This window comes from Thalassovita taeanensis (genome assembly GCF_900110775.1).
Classification (GTDB): Bacteria; Pseudomonadota; Alphaproteobacteria; order Rhodobacterales; family Rhodobacteraceae; genus Litorimicrobium; species Litorimicrobium taeanense.
In genome coordinates, this window is record NZ_FOEP01000001.1 from 353,980 (window position 1) to 376,736 (window position 22,757).

25 protein-coding genes are annotated in these 22,757 nt (G+C 59.0%); 17 read left to right on the plus strand and 8 right to left on the minus strand.

The genetic code is table 11. The features are described 5' to 3' along the window. Positions 1-137: 137 nt before the first annotated feature. Positions 138-596 (minus strand): type II toxin-antitoxin system RatA family toxin, encoded by a 459-nt coding sequence (locus BSF79_RS01625; RefSeq protein ID WP_090267457.1) that lies wholly within the window; start codon positions 594-596, stop codon positions 138-140. Between the two features lie 70 nt (positions 597-666). On the opposite strand from BSF79_RS01625, the gene hpt reads away from it, so the two are divergent. Further along, positions 667-1,212: a hypoxanthine phosphoribosyltransferase gene (gene hpt / locus BSF79_RS01630; protein WP_090267461.1), complete on the plus strand. Its 546-nt coding sequence runs from the start codon at positions 667-669 to the stop codon at positions 1,210-1,212. Positions 1,213-1,232: 20 nt separating this feature from the next. Beyond that, positions 1,233-1,391 (plus strand): hypothetical protein, encoded by a 159-nt coding sequence (locus BSF79_RS01635; RefSeq protein WP_342741829.1) that lies wholly within the window; start codon positions 1,233-1,235, stop codon positions 1,389-1,391. A 61-nt stretch (positions 1,392-1,452) separates the two neighbouring features. On the opposite strand, the gene lipA is transcribed toward BSF79_RS01635, so the two are convergent. After that, a complete protein-coding gene (gene lipA / locus BSF79_RS01640; RefSeq protein WP_090267467.1) occupies positions 1,453-2,406 on the minus strand; it encodes a lipoyl synthase in 954 nt (317 codons plus the stop codon). Between the two features lie 261 nt (positions 2,407-2,667). Here lipA and BSF79_RS01645 point away from each other — a divergent pair, with 261 nt between their 5' ends. Further along, entirely contained in the window at positions 2,668-3,219 is a 552-nt protein-coding gene (locus BSF79_RS01645) for a peroxiredoxin (protein WP_090267470.1), read from the plus strand. A 176-nt stretch (positions 3,220-3,395) separates the two neighbouring features. Next, complete coding sequence (locus tag BSF79_RS01650; RefSeq protein WP_090267475.1) at positions 3,396-4,112, plus strand: VIT1/CCC1 transporter family protein; 717 nt, start codon at positions 3,396-3,398, stop codon at positions 4,110-4,112. A 4-nt stretch (positions 4,113-4,116) separates the two neighbouring features. On the opposite strand, the gene BSF79_RS01655 is transcribed toward BSF79_RS01650, so the two are convergent. Next, positions 4,117-5,259 carry a DUF6456 domain-containing protein gene (locus BSF79_RS01655; RefSeq protein WP_245776284.1) on the minus strand — a complete coding sequence of 381 codons (1,143 nt, stop codon included), beginning with the start codon at positions 5,257-5,259 and terminating at the stop codon, positions 4,117-4,119. Between the two features lie 236 nt (positions 5,260-5,495). On the opposite strand from BSF79_RS01655, the gene BSF79_RS01660 reads away from it, so the two are divergent. Beyond that, positions 5,496-5,798 (plus strand): DUF6477 family protein, encoded by a 303-nt coding sequence (locus tag BSF79_RS01660; protein ID WP_090267481.1) that lies wholly within the window; start codon positions 5,496-5,498, stop codon positions 5,796-5,798. 29 nt (positions 5,799-5,827) lie between these two features. Here BSF79_RS01660 and BSF79_RS01665 read toward each other — a convergent pair whose 3' ends face one another. Then, positions 5,828-7,372, minus strand: coding sequence for a trimethylamine methyltransferase family protein (locus tag BSF79_RS01665; RefSeq protein WP_090267485.1), 1,545 nt, complete (start codon positions 7,370-7,372; stop codon positions 5,828-5,830). A 327-nt stretch (positions 7,373-7,699) separates the two neighbouring features. Here BSF79_RS01665 and BSF79_RS01670 point away from each other — a divergent pair, with 327 nt between their 5' ends. The 10 genes from BSF79_RS01670 (at position 7,700) to BSF79_RS01715 (ending at position 18,382) form a co-directional block, all read left to right on the plus strand. After that, on the plus strand, positions 7,700-8,968 hold the full coding sequence (locus BSF79_RS01670) for an OmpP1/FadL family transporter (protein ID WP_090267491.1): 1,269 nt from the start codon (positions 7,700-7,702) through the stop codon (positions 8,966-8,968). Between the two features lie 73 nt (positions 8,969-9,041). Continuing rightward, positions 9,042-10,604 carry a glutamine-hydrolyzing GMP synthase gene (gene guaA, locus BSF79_RS01675; protein WP_090267495.1) on the plus strand — a complete coding sequence of 521 codons (1,563 nt, stop codon included), beginning with the start codon at positions 9,042-9,044 and terminating at the stop codon, positions 10,602-10,604. Between the two features lie 248 nt (positions 10,605-10,852). Next, positions 10,853-11,728, plus strand: coding sequence for a DMT family transporter (locus BSF79_RS01680; protein WP_090267499.1), 876 nt, complete (start codon positions 10,853-10,855; stop codon positions 11,726-11,728). A 121-nt stretch (positions 11,729-11,849) separates the two neighbouring features. Next, a complete protein-coding gene (locus BSF79_RS01685) occupies positions 11,850-12,959 on the plus strand; it encodes an OmpP1/FadL family transporter (protein WP_175545228.1) in 1,110 nt (369 codons plus the stop codon). A 127-nt stretch (positions 12,960-13,086) separates the two neighbouring features. Further along, complete coding sequence (locus tag BSF79_RS01690) at positions 13,087-14,001, plus strand: DMT family transporter (protein ID WP_090267503.1); 915 nt, start codon at positions 13,087-13,089, stop codon at positions 13,999-14,001. A 49-nt stretch (positions 14,002-14,050) separates the two neighbouring features. Continuing rightward, on the plus strand, positions 14,051-14,911 hold the full coding sequence (locus BSF79_RS01695) for an ATPase (RefSeq protein ID WP_090267506.1): 861 nt from the start codon (positions 14,051-14,053) through the stop codon (positions 14,909-14,911). Between the two features lie 44 nt (positions 14,912-14,955). Continuing rightward, positions 14,956-15,879 carry a homoserine O-acetyltransferase MetA gene (metA, locus tag BSF79_RS01700; protein ID WP_090267512.1) on the plus strand — a complete coding sequence of 308 codons (924 nt, stop codon included), beginning with the start codon at positions 14,956-14,958 and terminating at the stop codon, positions 15,877-15,879. A gap of 117 nt (positions 15,880-15,996) precedes the next feature. Further along, a complete protein-coding gene (gene ppk2 / locus BSF79_RS01705; RefSeq protein ID WP_090267861.1) occupies positions 15,997-16,866 on the plus strand; it encodes a polyphosphate kinase 2 in 870 nt (289 codons plus the stop codon). Beyond that, positions 16,859-17,473, plus strand: a complete 615-nt coding sequence (locus tag BSF79_RS01710; protein WP_090267514.1) for a TetR/AcrR family transcriptional regulator — start codon at positions 16,859-16,861, stop codon at positions 17,471-17,473. The genes ppk2 and BSF79_RS01710 overlap by 8 nt, the downstream gene beginning before the upstream one ends. 336 nt (positions 17,474-17,809) lie before the next feature. After that, entirely contained in the window at positions 17,810-18,382 is a 573-nt protein-coding gene (locus BSF79_RS01715) for a TorF family putative porin (protein WP_175545229.1), read from the plus strand. A gap of 148 nt (positions 18,383-18,530) precedes the next feature. Here the strand turns inward: BSF79_RS01715 and rpsI are convergent, their stop codons facing one another. The 3 genes from rpsI to BSF79_RS01730 form a co-directional block, all read right to left on the minus strand. Continuing rightward, positions 18,531-19,016, minus strand: coding sequence for a 30S ribosomal protein S9 (gene rpsI / locus BSF79_RS01720; RefSeq protein ID WP_090267519.1), 486 nt, complete (start codon positions 19,014-19,016; stop codon positions 18,531-18,533). Positions 19,017-19,018: 2 nt separating this feature from the next. Continuing rightward, positions 19,019-19,480, minus strand: coding sequence for a 50S ribosomal protein L13 (gene rplM, locus BSF79_RS01725; RefSeq protein WP_090267521.1), 462 nt, complete (start codon positions 19,478-19,480; stop codon positions 19,019-19,021). 178 nt (positions 19,481-19,658) lie between these two features. Continuing rightward, positions 19,659-21,035 carry an aminotransferase-like domain-containing protein gene (locus BSF79_RS01730; RefSeq protein WP_090267524.1) on the minus strand — a complete coding sequence of 459 codons (1,377 nt, stop codon included), beginning with the start codon at positions 21,033-21,035 and terminating at the stop codon, positions 19,659-19,661. 96 nt (positions 21,036-21,131) lie between these two features. On the opposite strand from BSF79_RS01730, the gene BSF79_RS01735 reads away from it, so the two are divergent. Continuing rightward, positions 21,132-21,365 carry a DUF1127 domain-containing protein gene (locus BSF79_RS01735; RefSeq protein ID WP_090267527.1) on the plus strand — a complete coding sequence of 78 codons (234 nt, stop codon included), beginning with the start codon at positions 21,132-21,134 and terminating at the stop codon, positions 21,363-21,365. Positions 21,366-21,441: 76 nt separating this feature from the next. On the opposite strand, the gene BSF79_RS01740 is transcribed toward BSF79_RS01735, so the two are convergent. Further along, positions 21,442-21,858, minus strand: coding sequence for a PaaI family thioesterase (locus BSF79_RS01740; RefSeq protein WP_090267529.1), 417 nt, complete (start codon positions 21,856-21,858; stop codon positions 21,442-21,444). A 58-nt stretch (positions 21,859-21,916) separates the two neighbouring features. Between BSF79_RS01740 and BSF79_RS01745 the strand changes: the two genes are divergently transcribed. Further along, positions 21,917-22,702, plus strand: a complete 786-nt coding sequence (locus BSF79_RS01745) for an enoyl-CoA hydratase (RefSeq protein ID WP_090267863.1) — start codon at positions 21,917-21,919, stop codon at positions 22,700-22,702. The last annotated feature ends 55 nt before the right edge of the window (positions 22,703-22,757 follow it).

Genomic DNA, 22,757 nt, shown 5'->3' on the forward strand with positions numbered 1-22,757 from the left:
GCCGTCCAGTTCGGGCGGCCTTCTTACTAAGGTCAGCTAAGAACAAGCCCGCCCACAATCGGGGCGGCATACCCCGCAGCGCCATCGCAAATCCATTGGCCATTTGCGGGAAAACAGCGTTTTTGTTCGGGGTGCCTTTAGGCCGCGCTTGTCCCGTAAAGGTCGGCGGCGCGGCGTTCGAACGCGCGCACGATCCGCTGCATCGCTTCGTTGAAAACCAGGCCGATGATGCCTTGCAGCACGGCGTTCTTGAATTCGAAATCCACGAAAAAATCGACCTCGCAACCGGTATCGGTGTCGGCGAAGCCCCAAGTGGATTTCATGTATTTGAACGGCCCATCCAGATATTCGGTGTCGATCTTCTTCGTCTCGGGCCAGAGCACGACATGGCTGCCAAAGCGTTCGCGGAACACCTTGAAGCTGATCACCAGATCTGCCTCCATCACCTGTGCGCCATCGTCGCGTGGCGTGACCGAGCGCACACGCGCCGCCGAACACCACGGCAGGAATTGCGGATAGGCCGCAACATCGGCGACAAGGTCATACATTTGTTGCGCTGTGTATGGCAGGCGGCGTATCTCGGAGTGGGTAGGCATGTCGCCCCTTTTTCGCGTGGACAGTGGGCTTCCATTTCGTAGACTGAGGCCGGAAATTCAAGGGGGTGTTATGCCAGAGCGTCCATATGTCATCGACGAAATGATCTCGGCCAAGCGGATCGCAGCGCGGATCGAGGCGCTGTCACAGGAAATACACGACGAATTTTCCGACACCGACAAGCTGGTGGTTGTCGGGCTGTTGCGCGGCAGTTTTGTCTTCATCGCCGATCTTGTGCGCGAGCTGGACCTGCCGGTTGAGGTGGATTTTCTGGAGGCGTCATCTTACGGAAATTCGACCGAAAGCAGCAGGGAAGTGCGTATTCTCAAAGATTTAAGAGGCGAAATTGAAGGGCGCGATGTGCTGGTTGTCGAGGATATCGTCGATACTGGCCATACGCTGACCCATGTGCTGCATCTGCTGAATTCACGCCACCCGAAGCGGTTGAAAACCATCGCCTTGCTGGACAAGCCGTCGCGGCGCGAGACCAACATGCGCGCGGATTGGACCGGATTTGAGATCCCCGATGAATTTGTTGTCGGCTATGGCATCGATTTCGCCCAACGCAATCGCAACCTGCCCTTTATCGGTAAGGTGCGGTTCACGGACGAGGCATGAACCCGCGGCATTTCCTGCGGATGTCCAAATGGGCACGGCATCCGCCAAGTGCACGGCGGGTGAAGCTGCTGCTGGCGGTGATTGCCGCCTGTTTGGCACTGTATGCGGTGGAACGCTGGATCGGCTGGCCGGAGTTTCTGACACTAACACCGGAGCGTGGCTCGCGGGTTGCGCGGTAACATGTAGGCTGCCTGCCTTGGGGCCGTTTCGCCGCCCTTGACCGGGCGGCGCATTCTCAAATCAGGCGCGGCCGATCTTTTCCAGACGCGCGGCGCGCAAACGGGCAAAATCATCACCGGCATGATAGGACGAGCGCGTCAGCGGCGTGGCCGAAACCATCAGGAATCCCTTGCCATAGGCGGCTTTTTCATAGGCGGCAAATTCTTCGGGATGCACGAACCGATCCACCGCGTGGTGTTTGGACGTCGGTTGCAGGTATTGCCCGATGGTCAGGAAATCGATGTCAGCGGCTCGCATATCATCCATCACCTGCTGCACCGCCTGTTTATCCTCGCCCAGACCGACCATGATGCCGGATTTGGTAAACATGGTCGGGTCAATTTCCTTGACGCGCTGCAACAGCCGCAGGCTGTGGAAATACCGCGCGCCGACGCGCACCTCGGGGTAGAGGCCAGGAACGGTTTCAAGGTTGTGGTTGAACACGTCAGGTTTGGCGGCGACGACCACCTCTAGCACCTCAGGGGCGCAGCGCAGGAAATCGGGTGTCAGAATCTCGATGGTGGTATCGGGCGACTGGCGGCGCACGGCGCGGATGGTCTGGGCGAAATGTTCGGCGCCGCCGTCCTCGACGTCGTCGCGGTCGACGCTGGTGATCACCACATGTTTCAGACCCAGCTTTTTCACCGCATCGGCGACGCGGCCCGGTTCGAACACATCCAGCGCCTCAGGCGGTTTGCCGGTGGCGATGTTGCAAAAGGAACAGGCGCGGGTGCAGACCTCGCCCATGATCATCATGGTGGCGTGGCCCTGGGACCAGCATTCGCCGACGTTGGGGCATCCGGCCTCTTCGCAGACCGTGACCAGCTTGTGCTCGCGCATAATCTTATGGGTTTCGCGGTAGCCGTCGCCGGTGGGCGCTTTGACCCTGATCCAATCCGGTTTCTTCGGCTGGGCATTGTCAGGGCGATGCGCCTTTTCAGGGTGCCGTTGCTGGGGGATTTTAAGATCACGCACAGTACTGTTCCTGCTGTTTTTTCAGCATCTATCATAAAACGGCACCAGAAAAAGCACCAGCTTTGCATGGGGGGCATGCGTGTGGCGAAGGACAATCATGCTGCGTGTGCAAATTTTTCATATTTTTCAAACAGTTTTCGGACTAATTCGTTGATTCGCATCGCATTTCATATTTGTGCAAGTGCAGAAAACATGCTGGCCAATGTGGCCAATCCGGTCTAGGTGTGCTGCGAAAATTCTGTAAAAAAAAGGATCTCTGTTATGCAAGCAGGCCTGAAACTGCCCGATGTGACCTTTCGCACTCGTGTCCGCGACGAAGCCGTAGGCGGCACAAATCCGTTCCGCTGGCAGGACATGACCACCGCCGATTATTTCGCCGGAAAGCGCGTGATTCTGTTCTCGTTGCCGGGGGCGTTTACGCCGACGTGCTCGACCTATCAGTTGCCGGGGTTCGAGAAGAACGCCGAGACGTTCGCCGCTCTGGGCATTGACGGGATTTACTGCATGTCAGTTAACGACAGCTTTGTCATGAACAAGTGGGCCGAGATGCAGGGTATCAAAACGGTCAAAGTAATCCCCGATGGGTCGGGCGAGTTCACCCGCAAGGTGGGAATGCTGGTGGCCAAGGACAACCTTGGATTCGGGATGCGCAGCTGGCGCTATGCCGCTGTGATCAACAACGGTGTTGTCGAGGCGTGGTTCGAAGAGCCGGGTCGCTGTGACAACCACGGCGAAGATCCATATGGTGAAAGCTCGCCCGAGAACCTACTGAAGTATCTTGAGGCAAAAGCCTCGGGGATTGCGGCTGAGTAAGCTTTGACGAAAGCTTGAAGGGGGCGTTCGGGGAACCGGGCGCCCTTATTCATGTGTCGCGCAAGGGAACCCGGCCTTCGGTGGGCATCTTGGCGGCAAGACGGGACGTTGCAGATTGCGCGCAGTGGCAGGCACAGATACCTTGCAGGCTCTGACCCCAGCAAAGGGCCATATCAATGGACAAGCCAGATCGCTCCAGCGCCCTCGACGGCATTCAGGATTTCCTCAAACAGATCGTTTATGGTGGGAATGACGGGATCGTCACCACCTTTGCGATCGTGGCCGGCTTTGCCGGGGCGCAGTCGGACGGCGTGGCGCAGATCGGCGGGTTGGCGGTTCTGGTGTTCGGTCTGGCCAATCTTTTTGCCGATGCAGTCAGCATGGGGCTGGGTGAATTCCTGTCGGCGCGGTCACAGCATCAGATGTACCGTGCCCGGCGGGCAACCCGGCTGAGCCGGATCGAAGGGGCACCTGATGCCGAGATTGACCGTTTCACCGAGATTCTGCGCGACAGAGGGCTGGCCGAAGCGTCTGCGCGCCAAGCGGCAGAGGCGATCAGCTCGAGCCCGCCGGTGATGGCGGATATGATGCTGTCGCACTCCAAGGGCGGCACCGCACCCGAATCCGAAGATTCGGCGCTGAACGGGCTTGTTACCTTTGCCGCGTTCGTCGCGTTTGGTGTGGTGCCCCTTTTGCCCTATCTGCTGCGTGAGGCCGATGAGCTGAGCCTTGTTCTGTCGCTCAGCGCCACCTTGGCAGCGCTGGCGGCACTGGGATTGCTGCGCGGCATTGCCACCGGCGAAAACCGTCGCCGGGCGGTGGCCGAAACGCTGGGTGTTGGCTCGATCTGCGCGGCTGTGGCCTTTGTCGTGGGCTGGTTGGTGGGCGGCTGAGCGATCAGCCGATCATCGCGCCGGCCTGCCCCAGTTCCTGATAGTGACGCTTCAACCGTTGCAGCGCGATCCGCAGGACGATCTTGCCCGAACGTGCGGACCAGCCCATGCGTTTTTCTGCCGATTCCAGCCCCTCGAGATAGCAGCAGCAGCGCAGCACCACATCGCCCAGACCCGGCCCCAGATCACGCAGTGCGCCCGCCACGCGGTCGCGCGCGCCGGATGAGCCGCGACCAACATCGCTGCCGGGTTGAAACCCGCCACGATCCCCCCCTGTCAGGAAGCGGTCCCAATTCTGCGCGACATTTGGCCCCATCTGCGACAGCTCGAAATCCTCACGCAGACGCTCGCCCGCGGCCACAAGATCATCCGACAGGAAGGGCGTGCCGTCTTTGTCACGCCGTCGGGCCAGCAGCGTCAAAGGTGATTCTGCGGCATTGTAGCGTTGGCGCCGGGGGGCCTCGCCCTGCTCGGTCGTCTGGCGCGTGTCCCAGACGCGATGCTGACCTGCGAAGGGCGCCTGCGCCTCGGCAAAGCCCTGCCGGGCTTGGTTTTCCGCCTCGGCCAGAAGCCGGGCCAGGGTGGCGCGCCCCTCGGAGGTGATCCGATAGCGAGAGATGCGGCCAGGTGCATCGCAGGTGATCCATTCGTTCAACGCCATGGCCTGTGCAACGGCGCGATCCACAACGGCGGTACGGGTTGTGGTGCCGCTGTCGCTGTCACGCACGACAACCGCCTTGTCCATTTCAGACGCAACGGCCAGCACCGCGCCGGGTTCGCTGAGCCTGCGCAGGATGCGTCGGGCCTGTTGGTTCAGCACATCCTCGTCAGGGGTTGGAGATATCCGGGAGGGAAAGGCGGTCATCTTGGCTGGCTCCTTGGTCGGGTCCGTGGGGAATTTGGTGTGGCTGGAACGGATGCAGGCATGGCCGAGACAGCGCAGGGCTTCATCAACCAGTTGATCATCGCGGCGGTTTTCCAGTTTTCGGATCTGGCGCAGAACGGTAGAGGCATGGCAGCCCGCTGCCCGTGCAAGAGCCCGGATCGGCAGTCCGGTTTCAGTATGGGCCAGGTAACGCAAAGCGGTCTCAGGCACCCAGCCGGGCATCGACGGGGCGAAAAGATCGGACATGAGTGTTTGCGACATGTCGACTCCCTTATGGTCACGGTCGTTGCTCTGGTTATCCACAATTTATCCCCAGAACGATCCACAACCTAGACGTGCAATTATTACCCGTTGGTTAACAGTTTCCTGTTTTTCAATGATTGTTTCCAAAAGATGAACAGACGGGTAAATCGCCGTACGGATGAGCACTTCGCCACGCAACACCACCTTAGCATGTGCATAGTGAAGGCCTTACTTGCGCCGAAAGGAACACAGACATGAACGACCTGATGGGAATGCTGAACACATTGCGCCGCCCGCGCCTGCTGATCCGGGCAGCCAGAATTGGCGTCGATGACTATCGCCGGGACATTCATCTGCGTCGCGTTCTGGGGCAAGGCGCCCTGCCCCGCAGCGGCCCGGCCCTGATCCGGCTGATGGAGCTGGAGGATGCGCTGAACGAACAGCGCCGTGGCGACGAGGCCGGATATTCCCCCATTCGCCATGTCGAAATTCTGATTGCAATGATGGGCGAGGCGCGGGTTTTGCGCGCCTCAGCGTTAGCTGCCGCGCCAGTATAAGGCGCGGCAGATCTGAAACAGCGGTCGGATCAGAGGAAGGCGTCGGGCATCGAGGCCTTTTTCTGGGTCACATAGGCATTCAGGGCTTCGGCAATGGCCGGGTCCATGGCGGGCTGGACATAATCGCCAAGCAATTTGTCCACGCGCGCGCTGGCCAGAGCCATGGTATCGCGACTGCCCTCTTCTGCCCAGGTCTCGAACGGTTTGTAGTCAAGCAGTTCCGAGCGCCAGAAGGCCGATTTGAAATTGGCCTGCGTATGGGCGCAACCAAGGTAGTGGCCGCCGGGGCCGACTTCACGGATGGCGTCCATCGCTTGGGCATTCTCGTCAACTGCGATGCCGCGTGCCAGATGATGCAGCGCGCCCAGCTGATCGGCATCCATCACGAATTTCTCGTACGAGGACACCAGCCCGCCTTCAAGCCAGCCACAGGCATGCAGCATGAAGTTGACGCCCGACAACAGCCCCATATTCAGGCTGTTTGACGTCTCATATGCCGCTTGTGCATCCGGCAGTTTCGAGCCGCAGAACGACCCGGCAGAGCGATACGGCAGCCCCATGCGGCGGGCCAACTGGCCTGCGCCATAAGTGATATGGGCGGCTTCGGGTGTGCCGAACGTGGGTGCGCCGGAGTTCATGTCGATCGAGGTCACGAAGGCGCCGAAGATCACCGGCGCACCTTTGCGCACCAGCTGGCTGTAGGCGATGCCTGCCAGAACCTCGGCCATGACCTGCGTCAGGGTGCCTGCGACGGACACCGGCGCCATGGCGCCACCGACGATGAAGGGCGAAATGATCGCGGCCTGATTGTTACGGGCATAGACCTCGAGACTGCCCATCATCACATCGTCGAAGGTCATCGGCGAGTTGATATTGATCAGAGAGGTCATCACGGTGTTGTTCTGCACGAACTCCTTGCCGAACAGGATCTCGCACATGTCGACCGAATCCTGTGCCCGGCTGGGTTCGGTGACAGAGCCCATGAAGGGTTTGTCGCTGAGGGTCATGTGCGCCAGCAGCATATCAAGGTGGCGTTTGTTCACCGGCACATCAGTGGGTTCGCAGACCGTCCCGCCGGAATGGTGCAGCCATTTCGACATATAGCCAAGTTTAACGAAGTTGTTGAAATCATCCATCGTGGCATAGCGGCGCCCGCCTTTGACGTCATGCACGAAGGGCGGGCCGTAAACCGGAGCCAGCACCAGATTTTTGCCGCCAATTTCGACGTTGCGCGCCGGGTTGCGGGCATATTGGGTGAATTGCGACGGCGCGGTTTGGCACAGCTGCCGTGCAAGACCGCGCGGGATGCGCACGCGCTCGCCTTGCACATCGGCGCCCGCCTCGCGCCACAGAGCCAAGGCACCGGGGTTGTTGACGAAATTGACGCCCACTTCCTCCAGCACGGTTTCGGCGTTTGTCTCGATGATTTCGAGCGCCTCTTCGGTGAGGATTTCGAAATTCGGGATGTTGCGCTCGATGAATTTCGCGGTTTCAAACGAAACGGCGCTGCGTTCGGCGCGGCGTGCGGCCCCGCCACCACCGCGGGTCCGTCTTTGGGTTGCCTGTTCGCTCATCCCTGATTCTCCTGACAGCTTGCGAGACTTTCTTATTAGGCGCTTGGCTGGCTGGGCTTTGGAATAAATACGGCCTTTGAGACGAAAAAACGACCTTTCCGCGCGTGCAAGGCACGGCGCGCGCACGAGTCGCGAGGACACGATGCGACCTTGAGACGCATTTTAGGGTGACAGGTGATATTCAACTCTTTACATATAAAGAAATCAGAATGTCGCGAGAAAAGGGAGAAACGCGCACCGCCCGGTCCGGTACCAACAGCGGCTAGGTCAACGATAAAAAACGTGCACCGGAGGAGAATACGGTGCGCGATAGGGAGAGGAAATTACATGAAAATCATAAACTTGCGCCGCCACTCTGTGGCTGGGGCCACGATGGCGCTTGGCCTGATGGCGGCCCTGCCCGCACAGGCCACGAACGGATATTTTGCCAATGGTTATGGCGGGGGGTCAAAGGGGATGGCGGGGGCCGGGGTGGCCGTGCCGACCGGGGTTTTGGGGCTGGCGCAAAACCCGGCCATGGGGATGAAGGTCGGCAATCAAGCCGGTTTCTGCCTGACGATGTTTGCACCTGACCGTGGCTTTAGCGTTTCCGGGGCCGGAGGACTGACCACCGGAGACTTCAGCAGTCGCAATGATCTGTTTGCGATCCCCTGCGGCGGGGTCAATTTCAAGCTGAACGAACGTTCATCTATTGGGTTCTTTATGTTCGGCAATGGCGGGATGAACTCTGAATACGACACCAACGTGTTTGTGCCCGGCTATGGTGTTGCGGGCACCTCGCCGCTTGGCGTGAATCTGGAGCAGCTGTTCATCAGCGCGAACTACTCCTTTGAAGTGAATGATCAGCTGACCTTTGGTATTGCGCCGGTTTTTGCATTGCAGCGGTTCAGCGCGACAGGGTTGGAAAATTTCGCGGGCTATTCATCTGACCCTACGGCGCTGACCAACAACGGCGATGACTGGTCGGTCGGGTACGGGTTCAACGTCGGGGTGCTGTATGAGCCAAGCGAGAGCTGGAGCATTGGCGCCGCGTATCGGTCGCGTATGGAAATGGAGGCGTTTGACAAATACGCCGGGCTGTTTGCCGAACAGGGCGATTTCGATGTGCCTGCGGTGGCGACGCTGGGCGCGGCTTATACGCCGCAATCGGATCCGCGGTGGACGCTGACAGCGGAATATCAGCGTATTTTCTATGGCGATGTGGCGGCGCTGGGCAATACCGGCACCGAGATCACCGCGCCGTTTGGGGCGGATGATGGGCCCGGATTTGGCTGGAAAGACATGGATGTGCTGCGGATCGGGGCGATTTACCGGGCCAGTGACAAGCTGACCCTGCGCGGCGGGCTGTCCTATTCGACGCAGTTCATCAAGAATGACGAGGCGTTGCTGAACATTCTGGCGCCCGCGACGCCGCAATGGCACGTTTCGATCGGGGCAAGCTATAAGCTCAATGATCGTTGGGGGGTGACGACCTCGTTCACGCATGCGTTTGACAATGAAGTGACCGGGACCAACCCGGCGTTGGCACCGACGCAACCCGTGACACTCAGGATGAGCCAGAACGAGTTTGCCATCGGCATGACCTATAAGTGGTAAAACCTGCGCCCAGTGCCCCGGTGTGGGCGCGGGGCCTCTTGCGCAGAAAGGTTCTGGGCTTTAGTAGGCGGACATGAGCCAGACATCCCATGACCGCCTTCTTATCATAGACTTTGGCAGCCAGGTAACGCAGCTGATTGCGCGTCGCCTGCGCGAGTTGAACGTCTATTGCGAAATTCACCCCTATCAGAACGTCACTGACGCGTTTCTGGCCGAGTTTTCACCCAAGGCGGTGATCTTCTCGGGCGGGCCGGCGAGCGTGATCGACGAGGGATCACCGCGCCCCCCGGCCAGCGTGTTTGACCTTGGCGTGCCGATCCTTGGGATCTGCTATGGCCAGCAGGTGATGATGCAAATGCTGGGCGGCAAGGTCGAGCGCGGGCATGGCACGGCTGAATTTGGCCGGGCCTATGTGACACCGGCAGAGGCGCGTATCGACCTGCTGAACGGCTGGTTCCTTGATGGCCGCGAACAGGTCTGGATGAGCCACGGCGATCACGTGTCGGCGATTGCGCCGGGGTTCGAGGTCTATGGCACCTCGCCCAACGCGCCCTATGCGATCACGGCGGATCTGAGCCGGAACTTCTTTGCGGTGCAGTTTCACCCGGAAGTACACCACACGCCAAACGGCGCCACGCTCTATGAAAACTTCATCAAGGCTGCTGGCTTTTCCGGCGACTGGACCATGGGCGCGTATCGCGAAGAAGCGATCCGCAAGATCCGCGAACAGGTCGGCGACAAGAAGGTGATCTGTGCGTTGTCGGGCGGGGTTGATAGCTCTGTTGCGGCGGTGTTGATCCACGAAGCGATCGGTGATCAGTTAACCTGTGTTTACGTCGATCACGGGCTGATGCGGCTGAACGAAAGCGAACAGGTCGTGGGCATGTTCCGCGAGCACTACAATCTGCCGCTGATCCATGCGGACGAAAGCGAGCTGTTCTTGGGCAAGCTTGAGGGGGTTTCGGACCCCGAAACCAAACGCAAGATCATTGGCGGGTTGTTCATTGATGTATTCCAGAAATACGCCAATGGGATTGATGGTGCTGAGTTCCTGGCGCAGGGCACGCTATACCCGGATGTGATCGAGTCCGTGTCGTTCAGCGGCGGACCCTCGGTGACGATCAAGTCGCACCACAATGTAGGCGGTCTGCCCGAGAAGATGGGGCTGAAGCTGGTCGAGCCGCTGCGCGAGCTGTTCAAGGATGAAGTGCGCGCACTTGGCCACGAATTGGGCCTGCCGGCCTCGTTCATTGGTCGCCACCCCTTCCCCGGCCCCGGTCTGGCCATTCGTTGCCCCGGCGAGATCACCCGCGAAAAGCTGGAGATCCTGCGCAAGGCGGATGCGGTGTTCATCGACCAGATCCGCAAGCACGGTCTGTATGACGACATCTGGCAGGCATTCGTGGCGATCCTGCCCGTGAAAACCGTGGGCGTGATGGGCGATGGGCGGACGTATGACTTTGCCTGTGCGCTGCGCGCAGTGACTTCGGTCGATGGGATGACGGCGGATTATTACCCCTTCACCCATGACTTCCTGGGCGAGACTGCGACGCGGATCATCAACGAGGTCAAGGGCATCAACCGCTGCACCTATGACATCACCAGCAAGCCGCCGGGCACGATCGAGTGGGAATAACACAAACAGTGCGCCCTGCCGTCCGACGGGCGGGGCGACTTTTCGGCCTTCACATTTACGGCCATCGGCGTCCCCGCCTGTTCCGCAGGTTTGATTGAACCACCAACAGCTTTCACATTTCTTAAATATCCCCGCCGGAGGCGAAAAAACCGCTCCACCTTCGGGTGGGTTTGAGGTTGTATGCCTCCGGCGGGAATATTTTGAAAAATGTGAAGCCTAGGTGCGGCGCAGATTGGGGGAGGTCGGGTATGACAGACAAGTCTGCGCCGAATGTGTTGAAGGCCGCGTTGTGGATGGTTGGGGCGATTGCGTCGTTTTCGGCGATGGCAGTTGCCGGACGGGCGGTGTCATTCGAGCTTGATACATTCGAGATCATGACCTATCGCAGCATCGTTGGCTTCGTGATCGTGCTCGTCGTCGCCGGGCGCGCGGGAACGTTGGGGCAGGTCCGGCGTGACAAGCTGGGGCTGCACCTAATCCGCAATGTCAGTCATTTTACCGGTCAGAATCTTTGGTTTTTCGCCATCACGGTGGCGCCATTGGCGCAGGTTTTTGCGTTGGAGTTCACCTCACCGCTTTGGGTGCTGGTGATGTCGCCTTTCGTATTAGGCGAGCGCATGACACGGATCCGGGTATTGGCCGCGCTGTTGGGGTTTGTCGGCATTCTGATCGTGGCGCGCCCGTCGGCGGAAACGGTGAATGCGGGTGTAATCACGGCGGCGTTGTCAGCCATTTGTTTCGCGGGCTCCATCATTTTCACCAAGCGACTGACGCGGACCGAGACGATCACGTGCATTTTGTTTTTTCTGACGGCGATACAGGCCGTTTTGGGCGTGATCTGCGCCGGGTATGACGGCGATATCGCCCTGCCCTCTGCCACGTCCGCGCCTTGGCTGGTGCTGATCGGCTGTGCGGGACTGTTGGCGCATTTCTGCCTGACCACCGCGTTGAGCATTGCGCCGGCAACCGTGGTGGTACCGATCGACTTTATCCGTCTGCCCGCAATCGCGGTGGTTGGGATGGTGTTTTATGACGAACCGGTGGATATCTTTGTGCTGCTGGGGGCGCTGGTGATATTCGGCGGGAATTATCTGAACATCTGGTCAGAAACGCGGCGGCGGTAGGTACGACGAAGTGACGCAACGTCGCATATATCATCCGTATAGTTGACCCTAGGGCGCCGTTGACCCGTCAAAATGACTTGGCTTAGCCATTTCCCATAATAAAAAACTCCAGGGAGGGGAAATGGAACGATTTTTGTTGGGCGCAGCTGTGGCTGCGCTTTCGGTCAGTCCTGCTGTTGCAGGTGGGCTTGATCGCTCGGGTCAGGGGATTGGGATCCTGTTTGAACAGGGCACCGTGGCCGAGCTGAGCTTTGGTGCGGTATCACCTTCGATTTCCGGCACTTACGTCGGCGGTGCGGCCAGCTCGGGCAATATCGGCAAGGATTTCACGCAGGTAGGGTTGAGTTTCAAGCAGCAGGTCAATGACAAGCTGTCGCTGGCGATGATCATGGATCAGCCGTTTGGCGCCTCCGTGGATTATACCAGCGCGGGCACCTTTACGCCGCTGGTCGGAACCACTGCAGAGCTAAAATCCACCGCGCTGACGGCGTTGGCACGGTACAAGCTGACAGATCGGTTCAGCGTGCACGGCGGGATCAAGGGTGAGTGGGTCGAAATGGACGTCACCGTGCCCGGCGGCGGCGCGTTGAACTATACCGGCTCTGGTGATCGGTCCTTTGGGGCAGGATATGTTGTGGGCGCGGCCTACGAGATTCCCGACATCGCGCTGCGGGTTGCGTTGACCTATTCTTCGGAAGTGAGCCATGATTTCAAAACGACGGAATCTTCGGCCTATACCGGTGGGGCCACGATCACCTCGCCTGATACGCGGGTGAACATGCCGCAATCGCTTAATCTGGATTTCCAGAGCGGGATTGCCAAGGACACACTGGTGTTCGGCTCGATCCGTTGGGCAGACTGGACCGCGACGAATATCTCGCCAGAGCACTATTCCAACACCATCGGCCTTGGGCCGCTGCAGTCGTATAGTGAAGATGTCTATACCTATACGTTGGGGATTGGGCGCCGGTTTTCCGACACGTGGTCCGGGGCGGTCACGCTGGGGCATGAGCGCTCTCAGGGTGGTACCACAGGCAACCTTGCACCGACGGATGGGTATACCAGCATCGGGGTCGGTGGCAGCTATACAAGCGGCAAAACCAAGATCAGCGCCGGGGTTCGCTATGTGAAGATCGGCAATGCAACCTCAAGCGGTGCGGGCGGCAACACCGGTGATTTCACCGACAACGACGCCTGGGCATTTGGGGTGAAGCTGACGCAGAGCTTCTGATCCACAGAACACGACAAAATTCGGCCCTGTGCAGGTTTGCACGGGGCCGTTTTGCATTTTGGGATGACAACGTTCAAAGCGCAGGAATCGGATTGTTTCCGGGCTGTTGGATGCATAGCGTCGCGCCATGACACCTGTACAAAAATCCGTATCGCCGCGCGCTTGGGCCGAGATGATCCTGCTGGCTTGCATCTGGGGCGCTTCATTCTTGTCGACCGCCGTGATTCTGCGCGAGGTCGGATATCTGACGGCCGTGGCCCTTCGACTGAGTGGCGCGGTGGTGGTGCTTTGGGCCTATGTGGCGTGGCGCGGTTTACCGGTGCCACGATCACCGCGAGTCTGGGGGGCTTTTCTGGTCATGGGGGTGTTGAACAACGCGCTTCCCTTCACGCTGATCACCTGGGGGCAGCTGCATATCCCATCGGGGCTGACGGGGATTTTGAACGCCTCGACGGCAGTATTTGGCGTGGTGGTTGCGGCGATTGTGTTCGCTGACGAGCGGTTGCGGCCGCGCAAATTGATTGGTGTGGCATTGGGGTTCGCCGGGGCGGCGACTGCGATTGGCGTGGGGGCGCTGCGTGAGGTGAACCTGACCTCGCTTGCGCAGCTGGCGCTGATCGGGTCATCATTGTGTTATGCCTTCGCCGGGGCTTGGGGGCGCGCGAAACTGTCAGGCTTGCAGCCGCAGGTGGCGGCGGCGGGGATGCTGACCGGCGCCGCGATCGTGATGGCGCCCTATGCGATCTGGGCCGAGGGTGTGCCGAGTTTAGACTATTCACTGCAGGTCTGGAGTGCGCTGTTGTATCTGTCGGTGCTTGCGACGGCAGCGGCGTATCTGTTGTATTACCGGGTTCTGGCAATGGCGGGATCGGGTAATTTGTTGCTGGTGACGCTGATGGTGGCCCCCATTGCCATTCTGTTGGGGGCTGTGGTTCTGGGCGAGGCGCTGCCACCACGGGCATATGTGGGATTTGCGTTGCTGGCGGCGGGGTTGCTGGTGATTGACGGGCGGATCCTGCGGGTATTTCGCAATAGGGTTTGACCGCTCTGTGCGCCAAAGCTAGGACTGCGGGGCGCAGAGGAATTGAGTAATGATCTATGAAACCGCCAGAGACTGGCTGAGTGCCCCGAAGAAGAAGGTGCTGTTTTTCGGCATGTCAGGTCTGGGCAAGACCCATGTGTCGAACCTGTTGCGGGCGCAGGGCGATTGGTTTCACTACTCAATAGATTACCGGATCGGCACGCGGTATATGGGCGAATATATCGCCGACAATGCCAAGCGCGAGGCGATGAAGGTGCCGTTTCTGCGCGAGCTGCTGATGTCGGATTCGATCTATATCGGATCGAATATCACGTTTCACAATCTGACACCGGTATCGGCCTATCTGGGCAAGCCGGGCGATCCAGCGAAGGGGGGACTGCCCTATGCCGAATACACTCGGCGGCAGGAGCAATTCCGCCAGGCCGAGATCAAGGCGCTGATGGATACCGGATATTTCATCGAGCGCGCTGAGGCGCTGTATGGCTATCCGCATTTCATCTGTGATACCGGCGGGTCGATTTGCGAGTGGGTCGAGCCGGAGGATGCGCACGACCCGGTGCTGAAAGCACTGGCTGCCGAGACGCTGATGGTCTGGATCAAGGGCGATGCGGCGCATACGGCGGAATTGATCCGACGGTTCGACAAGGCCCCCAAGCCAATGTCATATCAGGCGGAGTTCCTTGACCGGGTCTGGCACGAATATCTGGAGCTGAACGCGCTGAAAGAAGATCAGGTGGACCCGGATGCCTTCATCCGCTGGACCTATGCGCAGGCGCTGGCGCACCGGCAACCACGTTATGCCGCGATGGCGAAAAACTGGGGCGTGACCGTCACCGCGGATGAGGTGGCGCAGGTCGCCTCGCCTGCGGATTTCGATGCGTTGATCGCGGCGGCCCTTGAGCGGCGCTGATCCCTGCCCTATCTGAGACCCCTAGCCTGAACCGGAGCACTACAATGCCGATCAAGATCCCAGCTGACCTGCCTGCCTTCGACGTGCTGACGCGCGAGGGCGTGATGGTCATGTCCGAGGATCAGGCCGCGCGGCAGGATATCCGGCCTTTGCGGATCGGGTTGCTGAACCTGATGCCAAAGAAAATCCAGACAGAGAACCAGTTTGCGCGATTGATCGGGGCGACGCCCCTGCAGATCGAGCTGAGCCTGATCCGAATGAGCGAGCATCAAACCAAGAACACCGCCGCCGAGCATATGGAGAGCTTTTACCGGCCCTTTGACGAGGTGCTCGCGAGCGGCGAGAAGTTTGACGGGCTGATCATTACCGGCGCGCCGATCGAGCATCTGCCGTTCGAAGAGGTCACCTATTGGGAGGAGCTGACGCAGGTTTTCGACTGGACCCAGACCCATGTGCAATCCACCTTTGGGGTGTGCTGGGGCGGGATGGCAATGATCAACTATTTCCACGGCGTGCAAAAGCACCTGCTGGACCACAAGGCCTTCGGTTGTTTTCGGCATCAGAATTTGGCACCAGCTTCGCCATATTTACGCGGATTTTCAGATGATTGCGTTATCCCGGTCAGCCGTTGGACCGAGGTAAAGCAGACCGAGATTGATCGCGCGCCCGGTCTGGTGACGTTGCTGGGCAGTGATGAGGTTGGTCCGGCTTTGGTCGAGGATCCAGGGCATCGGGCGCTGTATATCTTCAATCACTTTGAATATGACAGTGATACGCTGAAGCAGGAATATGACCGCGACGTGGCCAGCGGCACCGCAATCAATGTGCCAATCAATTATTATCCCAACGACGATCCTGCGCGCAAACCCCAGAACCGTTGGCGCAGCCACGCTCATCTGATGTATGGCAACTGGCTGACCGAGATCTATCAGGATACACCTTACGATATTCAGGCGATTGGCACCTAGGCATATCGGCCAAGTTGCATGATGGGAATGCCGCTATTCTCGGAGCGACGCTACGCGCTGGATTGCGCTGCGTGGCCGCACGCCCCATATTAGTCTGAAAAAACAAGGAGAGGCATGATGAAGCTGCCCTTTGATGGTGCGATCAGCGACTTTTACGAAAACCACGCCCCAAAGGCGATCCGCAACGCGATCCGGCGCGCGGATAAGGATGATATTCTGACTGACAGCTATCCTTATTCCGAACGGATGCGGGGCAAGACCTATGACAAGGAAATGCACGACCTGCAGATCGAGCTGGCGAAAATGCAAAACTGGGCGCGGGAAACCGGCGCGCGTATTGCAGTTGTGTTCGAAGGTCGCGATGCGGCTGGCAAGGGCGGCGCGATCAAGCGGTTTCGCGAAAACCTGAACCCACGCGGTGCGCGGGTGGTGGCCCTGTCAAAACCGACCGAGACCGAGGCGACGCAGTGGTATTTCCAACGCTATATTGATCACCTGCCCTCGGGCGGTCAAATCGTGTTCTATGATCGCAGCTGGTACAACCGGGCTGTGGTCGAGCATGTGTTTGGATTTTGCAGCAATACACAGCGTGAGCACTTTTTTGCGCAGGTACCGGATTTCGAGAAAATGCTGGTGGATGAGGGGATTTATCTGTTCAAGATCTGGCTGAATGTCGGGCGTGCGGAGCAGCTGAAACGCTTTCTGGACCGCGAGAAAGATCCGCTGAAACAGTGGAAACTGAGCTGGATCGACGTCGAGGGGCTAAAGAAATGGGATGAGTATAGCAGCGCCATTTCCGAAACGCTGAGCCTTAGCCACACAAGCGTTGCGCCGTGGACGGTGATCCGCTCCGACGACAAGAAACGCGCGCGACTGGCAGCAGTTCGGCGGGTGCTGCATGCGATTGACTATGACGGCAAGGATGCGAAGGCGCTTGGCCCGCTGGACAGCGAAATTTGTGGCGGGCCGGACCTGTGGGATGCGTAAACGCGGCTATCACCACGGTAATTTGCGGCAGGCCCTGGTCGAAGCCGCGCTTGAGCTGATCGAAGCGAAAGGCCCGACCGGGTTCACCCTGTCCGAAGCCGCGAAACAAGCGGGCGTAACCCCTGCAGCGGTGTATCGTCACTTTGAAGGGCGCGAAGACTTGATCGCCGAAGCCGCGCGGCAGGGATACGAAATTTTCGCCGACGTGATGCAATACGCCTATGACAAGGGGCAGCCGTCGGCATTGGCCGCGTTCGAGGCGACGGGACGGGCCTATCTGGCATTTGCGCGGAAATACCCCGGCCATTACATCGCGATGTTTGAAAGTGGAATTTCAGTCAACCGCACGCCAGCGCTGGCCATGGTTTCGGCCAGAGCGCGCGGCGTGATGGAGCGCGCGGCAATCGATTTGGCACAGCATATTCCGCCGGAGAAGCGCCCCCCTGCCAGCATGTTCTCGGCGCACATCTGGGCGATGTCGCACGGGGTTGTTGAGCTCTTTGCGCGTAACTCTCCGGGCACTCAAAGTCCCTTCCCGCCCGAAGAGCTTTTGGAAACCGGGATCGGTGTCTATTTGCGCGGGCTGGGGCTGATCAAGCCAGACTAGATCCAACGACCTGACGTCAGTGATGCCTTTGCGCCACATTGGTGAGCGCTGGGAAAATCTCGGGCACCTTTTCCCCGTCCTGCTCTGGACTTCTCTCGCGCCTTATACCTTATAGTTTTGATCGGCTTTATCGTGGCGCTGACCGGGACAAAACCCGGCCCTTTGCCCGCCACCCAACCGGATTGCAGGGAAACATCCCGATCCGCAGTAGGCAGCTGCCGTTTTTTTGGAAAATGAACGCTACTTTGAAGGGACACCACCACCATGTTCATCCAACGCCCATTGTGCGCGGCCGCTGCACTCTGCCTGCTACCTCAGCTTGCTTTTGCCGGGGATTTGTCTGTCACTGCCGGGGTTGCTGCCACGGCTGCCTATGATACCTCGGACGGGTTGAACCACTCGGAAAACATTCTGGAAGGCTATATCGAAGCCGAAATGAACGGGATTTACGGCGGAGTCTGGATCGGGTCCTTGGAGGACGATCCAGCTGACGACGCCGAAATCGAAGTCTATCTGGGCTATGGCGGCGATATTTCGGATCGGCTGGGATATGATATCAGCCTGACCGGGTACTACCTGAACGACAGCGGGTATCAGAACTATGATATCACCACCGCGCTGTCCTATGCGTTCAACGACAGCGTGACCGGATCGCTTGAGCTGGCCTATGATCCCGACAACGAAGACCTGGATCGTTCGATCGAGCTGGAAATCGCGCTGACAGATCGTGTGTGGCTGAGAGGCCTCGTTGGTGAAAGCGATGCGGATGCGAACACCTATGCCGAGCTGAGTGTTGGCTATGCGCTGACGGACGCGGCAGCGCTGGAATTGCTGTATGAAGACGCGGATGACAGCGCAGGCACACTGTCGTTCATCGTATCATACGATTTCAATCTGTTCGGCGGCTGATCCCTCGGTTTCGTTGAATGGCAAAGGCGGGTCTGATGGCCCGCCTTTTTTAATGCGCCGAGGCGCGCCAAACGAGTACCAAAAGAACCTGTACCAAAAGAAAAGGGCCACCCGAAGGCAGCCCTTTCCGAAACCATGTCCGAACGAATTAACGCTTGGAGAACTGGAAGCTCTTACGGGCTTTCGCCTTACCGAACTTCTTACGTTCCACAACCCGGCTGTCGCGGGTCAGGAAGCCGGCGGCTTTCAGAGCGGCGCGCAGGCTGGGATCGTAAAGTTGCAGTGCTTTCGAGATGCCGTGCTTGACCGCACCGGCCTGACCGGAAAGGCCACCGCCTTTGACAGTCGCCGTCACGTCAAACTCGTCTTCACGACCAGCGACCGAGAACGGCTGACGCAGGATCATCTGCAGCACGGGGCGGGCGAAATAAACGCCCATCTCTTTGCCGTTGACGACGACCTTGCCGGAGCCCGGCTTGATCCAAACGCGGGCAACCGCGTCTTTCCGCTTGCCGGTGGCATAGGAACGGCCCAGTTCATCACGAACGGGTTCACGAGGCGCTGCGACTTCGACCACCACGGCATCACCGGCCACGGCACCCAGCTCTTCGAGCGAATTGATTTGGTCTGTCATGATTACACCCGCGTATTCTTGGAGTTCATGGATTTCACATCCAGCACTTCAGGCGACTGTGCCTCGTGCGGATGCTCGGCACCGGCATAGACACGCAGGTTGGTCATCACCTGACGGGACAGCTTATTGCCCGGAAGCATGCGCTTGATGGCAGCGGTCACGACGCGCTCGGGGAATGCGCCTTCCAGGATCTGCTCTGCGGTACGGAACTTGATGCCGCCCGGGTGGCCTGTGTGCCAGTAGTATTTCTTGTCGGTGCGCTTCTTGCCAGTCATCTGCACCTTGTCGGCGTTGATGATGATGACGTTGTCGCCCATATCCATGTGCGGCGTGAAGGACGGCTTGTGCTTGCCGCGCAAGCGCATGGCAACGATCGACGCGAGACGGCCCAGAACAACGCCTTCAGCGTCGATCAGGATCCATTTCTTTTCGATGTCTGCCGGAGTAGCAGAAAAGGTTTTCATTGCGGGGTTACCCTTGTTCAGTTCAGGAGCGGGCGATAGGCCACGGTCCAAATGCGATTGCCGGGTTATATCCGCAGTGAATTCACAGTCAAGCGCAGTAAATCCAATTTATATAAGCAAAAACAATATCTTACGAAATAGGTATTATAATACCCCCAGTTTTTGACCGCGGATCGGGTTAAACGGTGATTTCTTCGCGTGGATTATCCAGAAGTTTACGCAACTGAATGATTCCGGCCTCGAACCGGGCGGGATCGACCAAGCCGTTGACCGCGACCCGGACCGCATGTGGCGCGCGGGCATCACGCAGGACGAACTCTTCCGAGCTTTTGACGATCACGCCCTGCGCCTCGGCAGTGCGGGTGAAGCTTGAGGCACGCCAGCCCTGCGGCAGAGAGACCCACAAAAACGGCACGTCCTGATGCCAAGTCACATTGTGCCCTCCCAGATGGTTGACGGCGACGCGCACCATTTCGTTGATCCGGGCGCGAATTTTGGCCGCGACAGACAAAATTCGAGGGTCGTTCATGACGGCCAATGTCAGCTCTGCCAGCGGGCGCGACAGGCCAAAATAGCTGAAGGCGGCGGTGCGGGCCAGATCGGGCACCCGGTCCAAGGGCGCCACAACATAGCCAACCCTGAGGGCGGGCGTCAGCGATTTGGATAGAGACGAGACATACCACCCGAGGTTTGGCAACAGCGAGTGATAGCTTTCATCGCGATGCGGCCCAATCGTATAGCAATCATCATCCACAACATGCAGGCCAAGCCGCTGCGCCAGCGCGGCGATCTCGCGTCGCCGGGCGGGTGAGGTGGTGCGCAGCGTCGGATTATTCACCTCGGACGAGGTGCAGAACAGCTGTGCGCCGTGGTCACGCACGGCCGCCTCAAGCTCGGCCACGATCGGACCCTCGGTGTCACAGCCGATACCGATAACGCGCGCCCGGCAAAGCTCAGCCGCACGACGGAAGCCAGGATAAGTTAGGGATTCGACAGCAACCACCGGATCGGGCCCACGCAACACGGTCTGCATCACCAGCATCAGCGCGCTCTGGGCACCGTGACTGAGCACGATATCCTCGGCCGTGAAGTTGCCGATTGGCAGGTCGGCCATCCAATGGCGCAGAGCGCGACGCAGCGGCAGGTCATCCATCCGGGAGGGATACATCAGCAGGTCCTGTGCCGTCATGCTGTCAGCACAAGTCTGCATCGCCTCGCGCAACAGTTGGCTTTGCCCCATGTCCGGCACCTGCGGGCTGCGCAGAGTAAGTGTGGTTGGCCAATCGTGCGCTGAATCGGCTTGGGTTGCGGCCTCGGCCACAAAGGTGCCGCGCCCGACCCCGGCCTGCAAAACCCCCTCTTCAGTCAACACGGTATATGCCCGCGCCACGGTCCCCGGCGTCACGGACAAGCGATAGGCCAGATCGCGTACAGGGGGCAACCTGTCGCCGCTGAGCAAAGTTCCTGCAGCGACACCTTCGCGGATATTGTCGGCAAGCGCTTTGTACTTCGAACGCCCCACAGTGTTCAGCGTTGGCTGCCACTTTGTATCCATGACAATCTTTTCCTAGACGTTCAATTGCACCAATTGTATCATTCTATATGTAGCTATATCGCTACATTGTGTCAATACAATCAAAGGATTTGTCCCATGTCACAGCAGCCTGCCCTGCACGCCGCTCAGATCATCACTTACGACCTTGGCCAGCCCGCGCCGGTTGTGGCCCGCTGGGCGCTGATGTTCGCTGTGACCGTTACAAAATGGGACTGCCGACATCGTACCCGCAAGGCGCTGGCCAAGCTGACGCCTGAGCAGTTGCACGATATCGGCATCGCACGCGACGCGGCTTATACGGAGGCCGCCCGCCCATTCTGGCGTGATTGACACCCCGTCCGCGCCTGAATGTACTGGAAGCCGGGGTTATCCCCGGCTTCTTTTTATGGGTACAAAGTGCAAAATCTCAGGCCGGAATGGAATAGGTCATGGTCGAGCGCGCCACGGGCTGGTCCATCCCTTCCGAAAAAATCAGCACATCGCCGACGGCCAGCGCGCGACCCAGTTTGAGCAGGCGACATTCGGCAATCAGATCAACCCCGGCGGCCGGTTTTCGCATGAAGTCCAACGAGCAATTCGTGGTCACCGCCAGCGCCTTGGGGCCGATCATAGCCAGAATGACCAGATAGACGCTGACATCGGCAAGCGCGAACATTGACGGCCCCGAGACTGTTCCGCCGGGGCGCAAATGGCGCTCGGCCACCGGCATCCTGACGGTAATCCGTTTGTCGGCCAAGCCTTCGATGATGAAGTCCTCTTTCACCTGCGGAAACTCCGCGCCGATGAATTCCATCAATTCCTCCGACGACATTTTCAAAGCCATCACTTTCCTCCCTCTTCTGTTGCTCCTAGAGTTGCAGTGAATGTGGGAGGAGAACAAGATGGCATTACTCGAACGCAACGATACAGGTGCGGTGGCGCATCTGACGCTGAACGCCCCTGAAAAGCTGAACGCCCTGAGTGATGGGATGCTGCGGGCACTGCAAGACGAATTCGACCAGTTGGCACAGCAACCCCATATTCGTGCTGTCATTCTGTCAGGTGCGGGCAAAGTATTCTGTGCGGGGCACGATCTGAAAGAGATGACCGCCGGTCGTCAGGCCGAGGATGGCGGAAAGACCTATTTCAAGGACTTGTTTGACCGCTGCGCCCGCATGATGCTGTCAATTCAGCGCCTTCCGCAGCCGGTCATTGCACAAGTTCATGGAATCGCCACTGCGGCGGGCTGTCAACTGGTTGCCTCCTGCGATATGGCGATTGCGGCAGAGGGCACGAAATTTGGCGTCAACGGGGTGAATATCGGCCTGTTCTGTTCGACCCCAATGGTGGCCTTGTCGCGTAACATCCCGCGCAAACAAGCGTTTGAGATGCTAAGCACAGGACAGTTCATCCCGGCGGACAAAGCCGAATCACTGGGGCTGATCAACCGCGTGGTACCGCATGACACGCTGGGGGCGGCCACTGCCGACATGGCTGAACTGGTGGCGGGCAAGCTGGGGGCAGCGGTCAGGATCGGCAAGGAAGCCTTCTACAATCAACTCCAGATGCCCATGGCCGAGGCATACGACTATGCTGGTGATGTCATGGTCGAAAACATGCTTTACAGGGATACGGCCGAGGGAATCGCGGCCTTTCTGGACAAACGCCCACCCGACTGGACCCAGTGACACGAAGTCGGCCAGTTTCACGCTATCCTCTCGGGGTCAGAAACGGCCCTAGCGG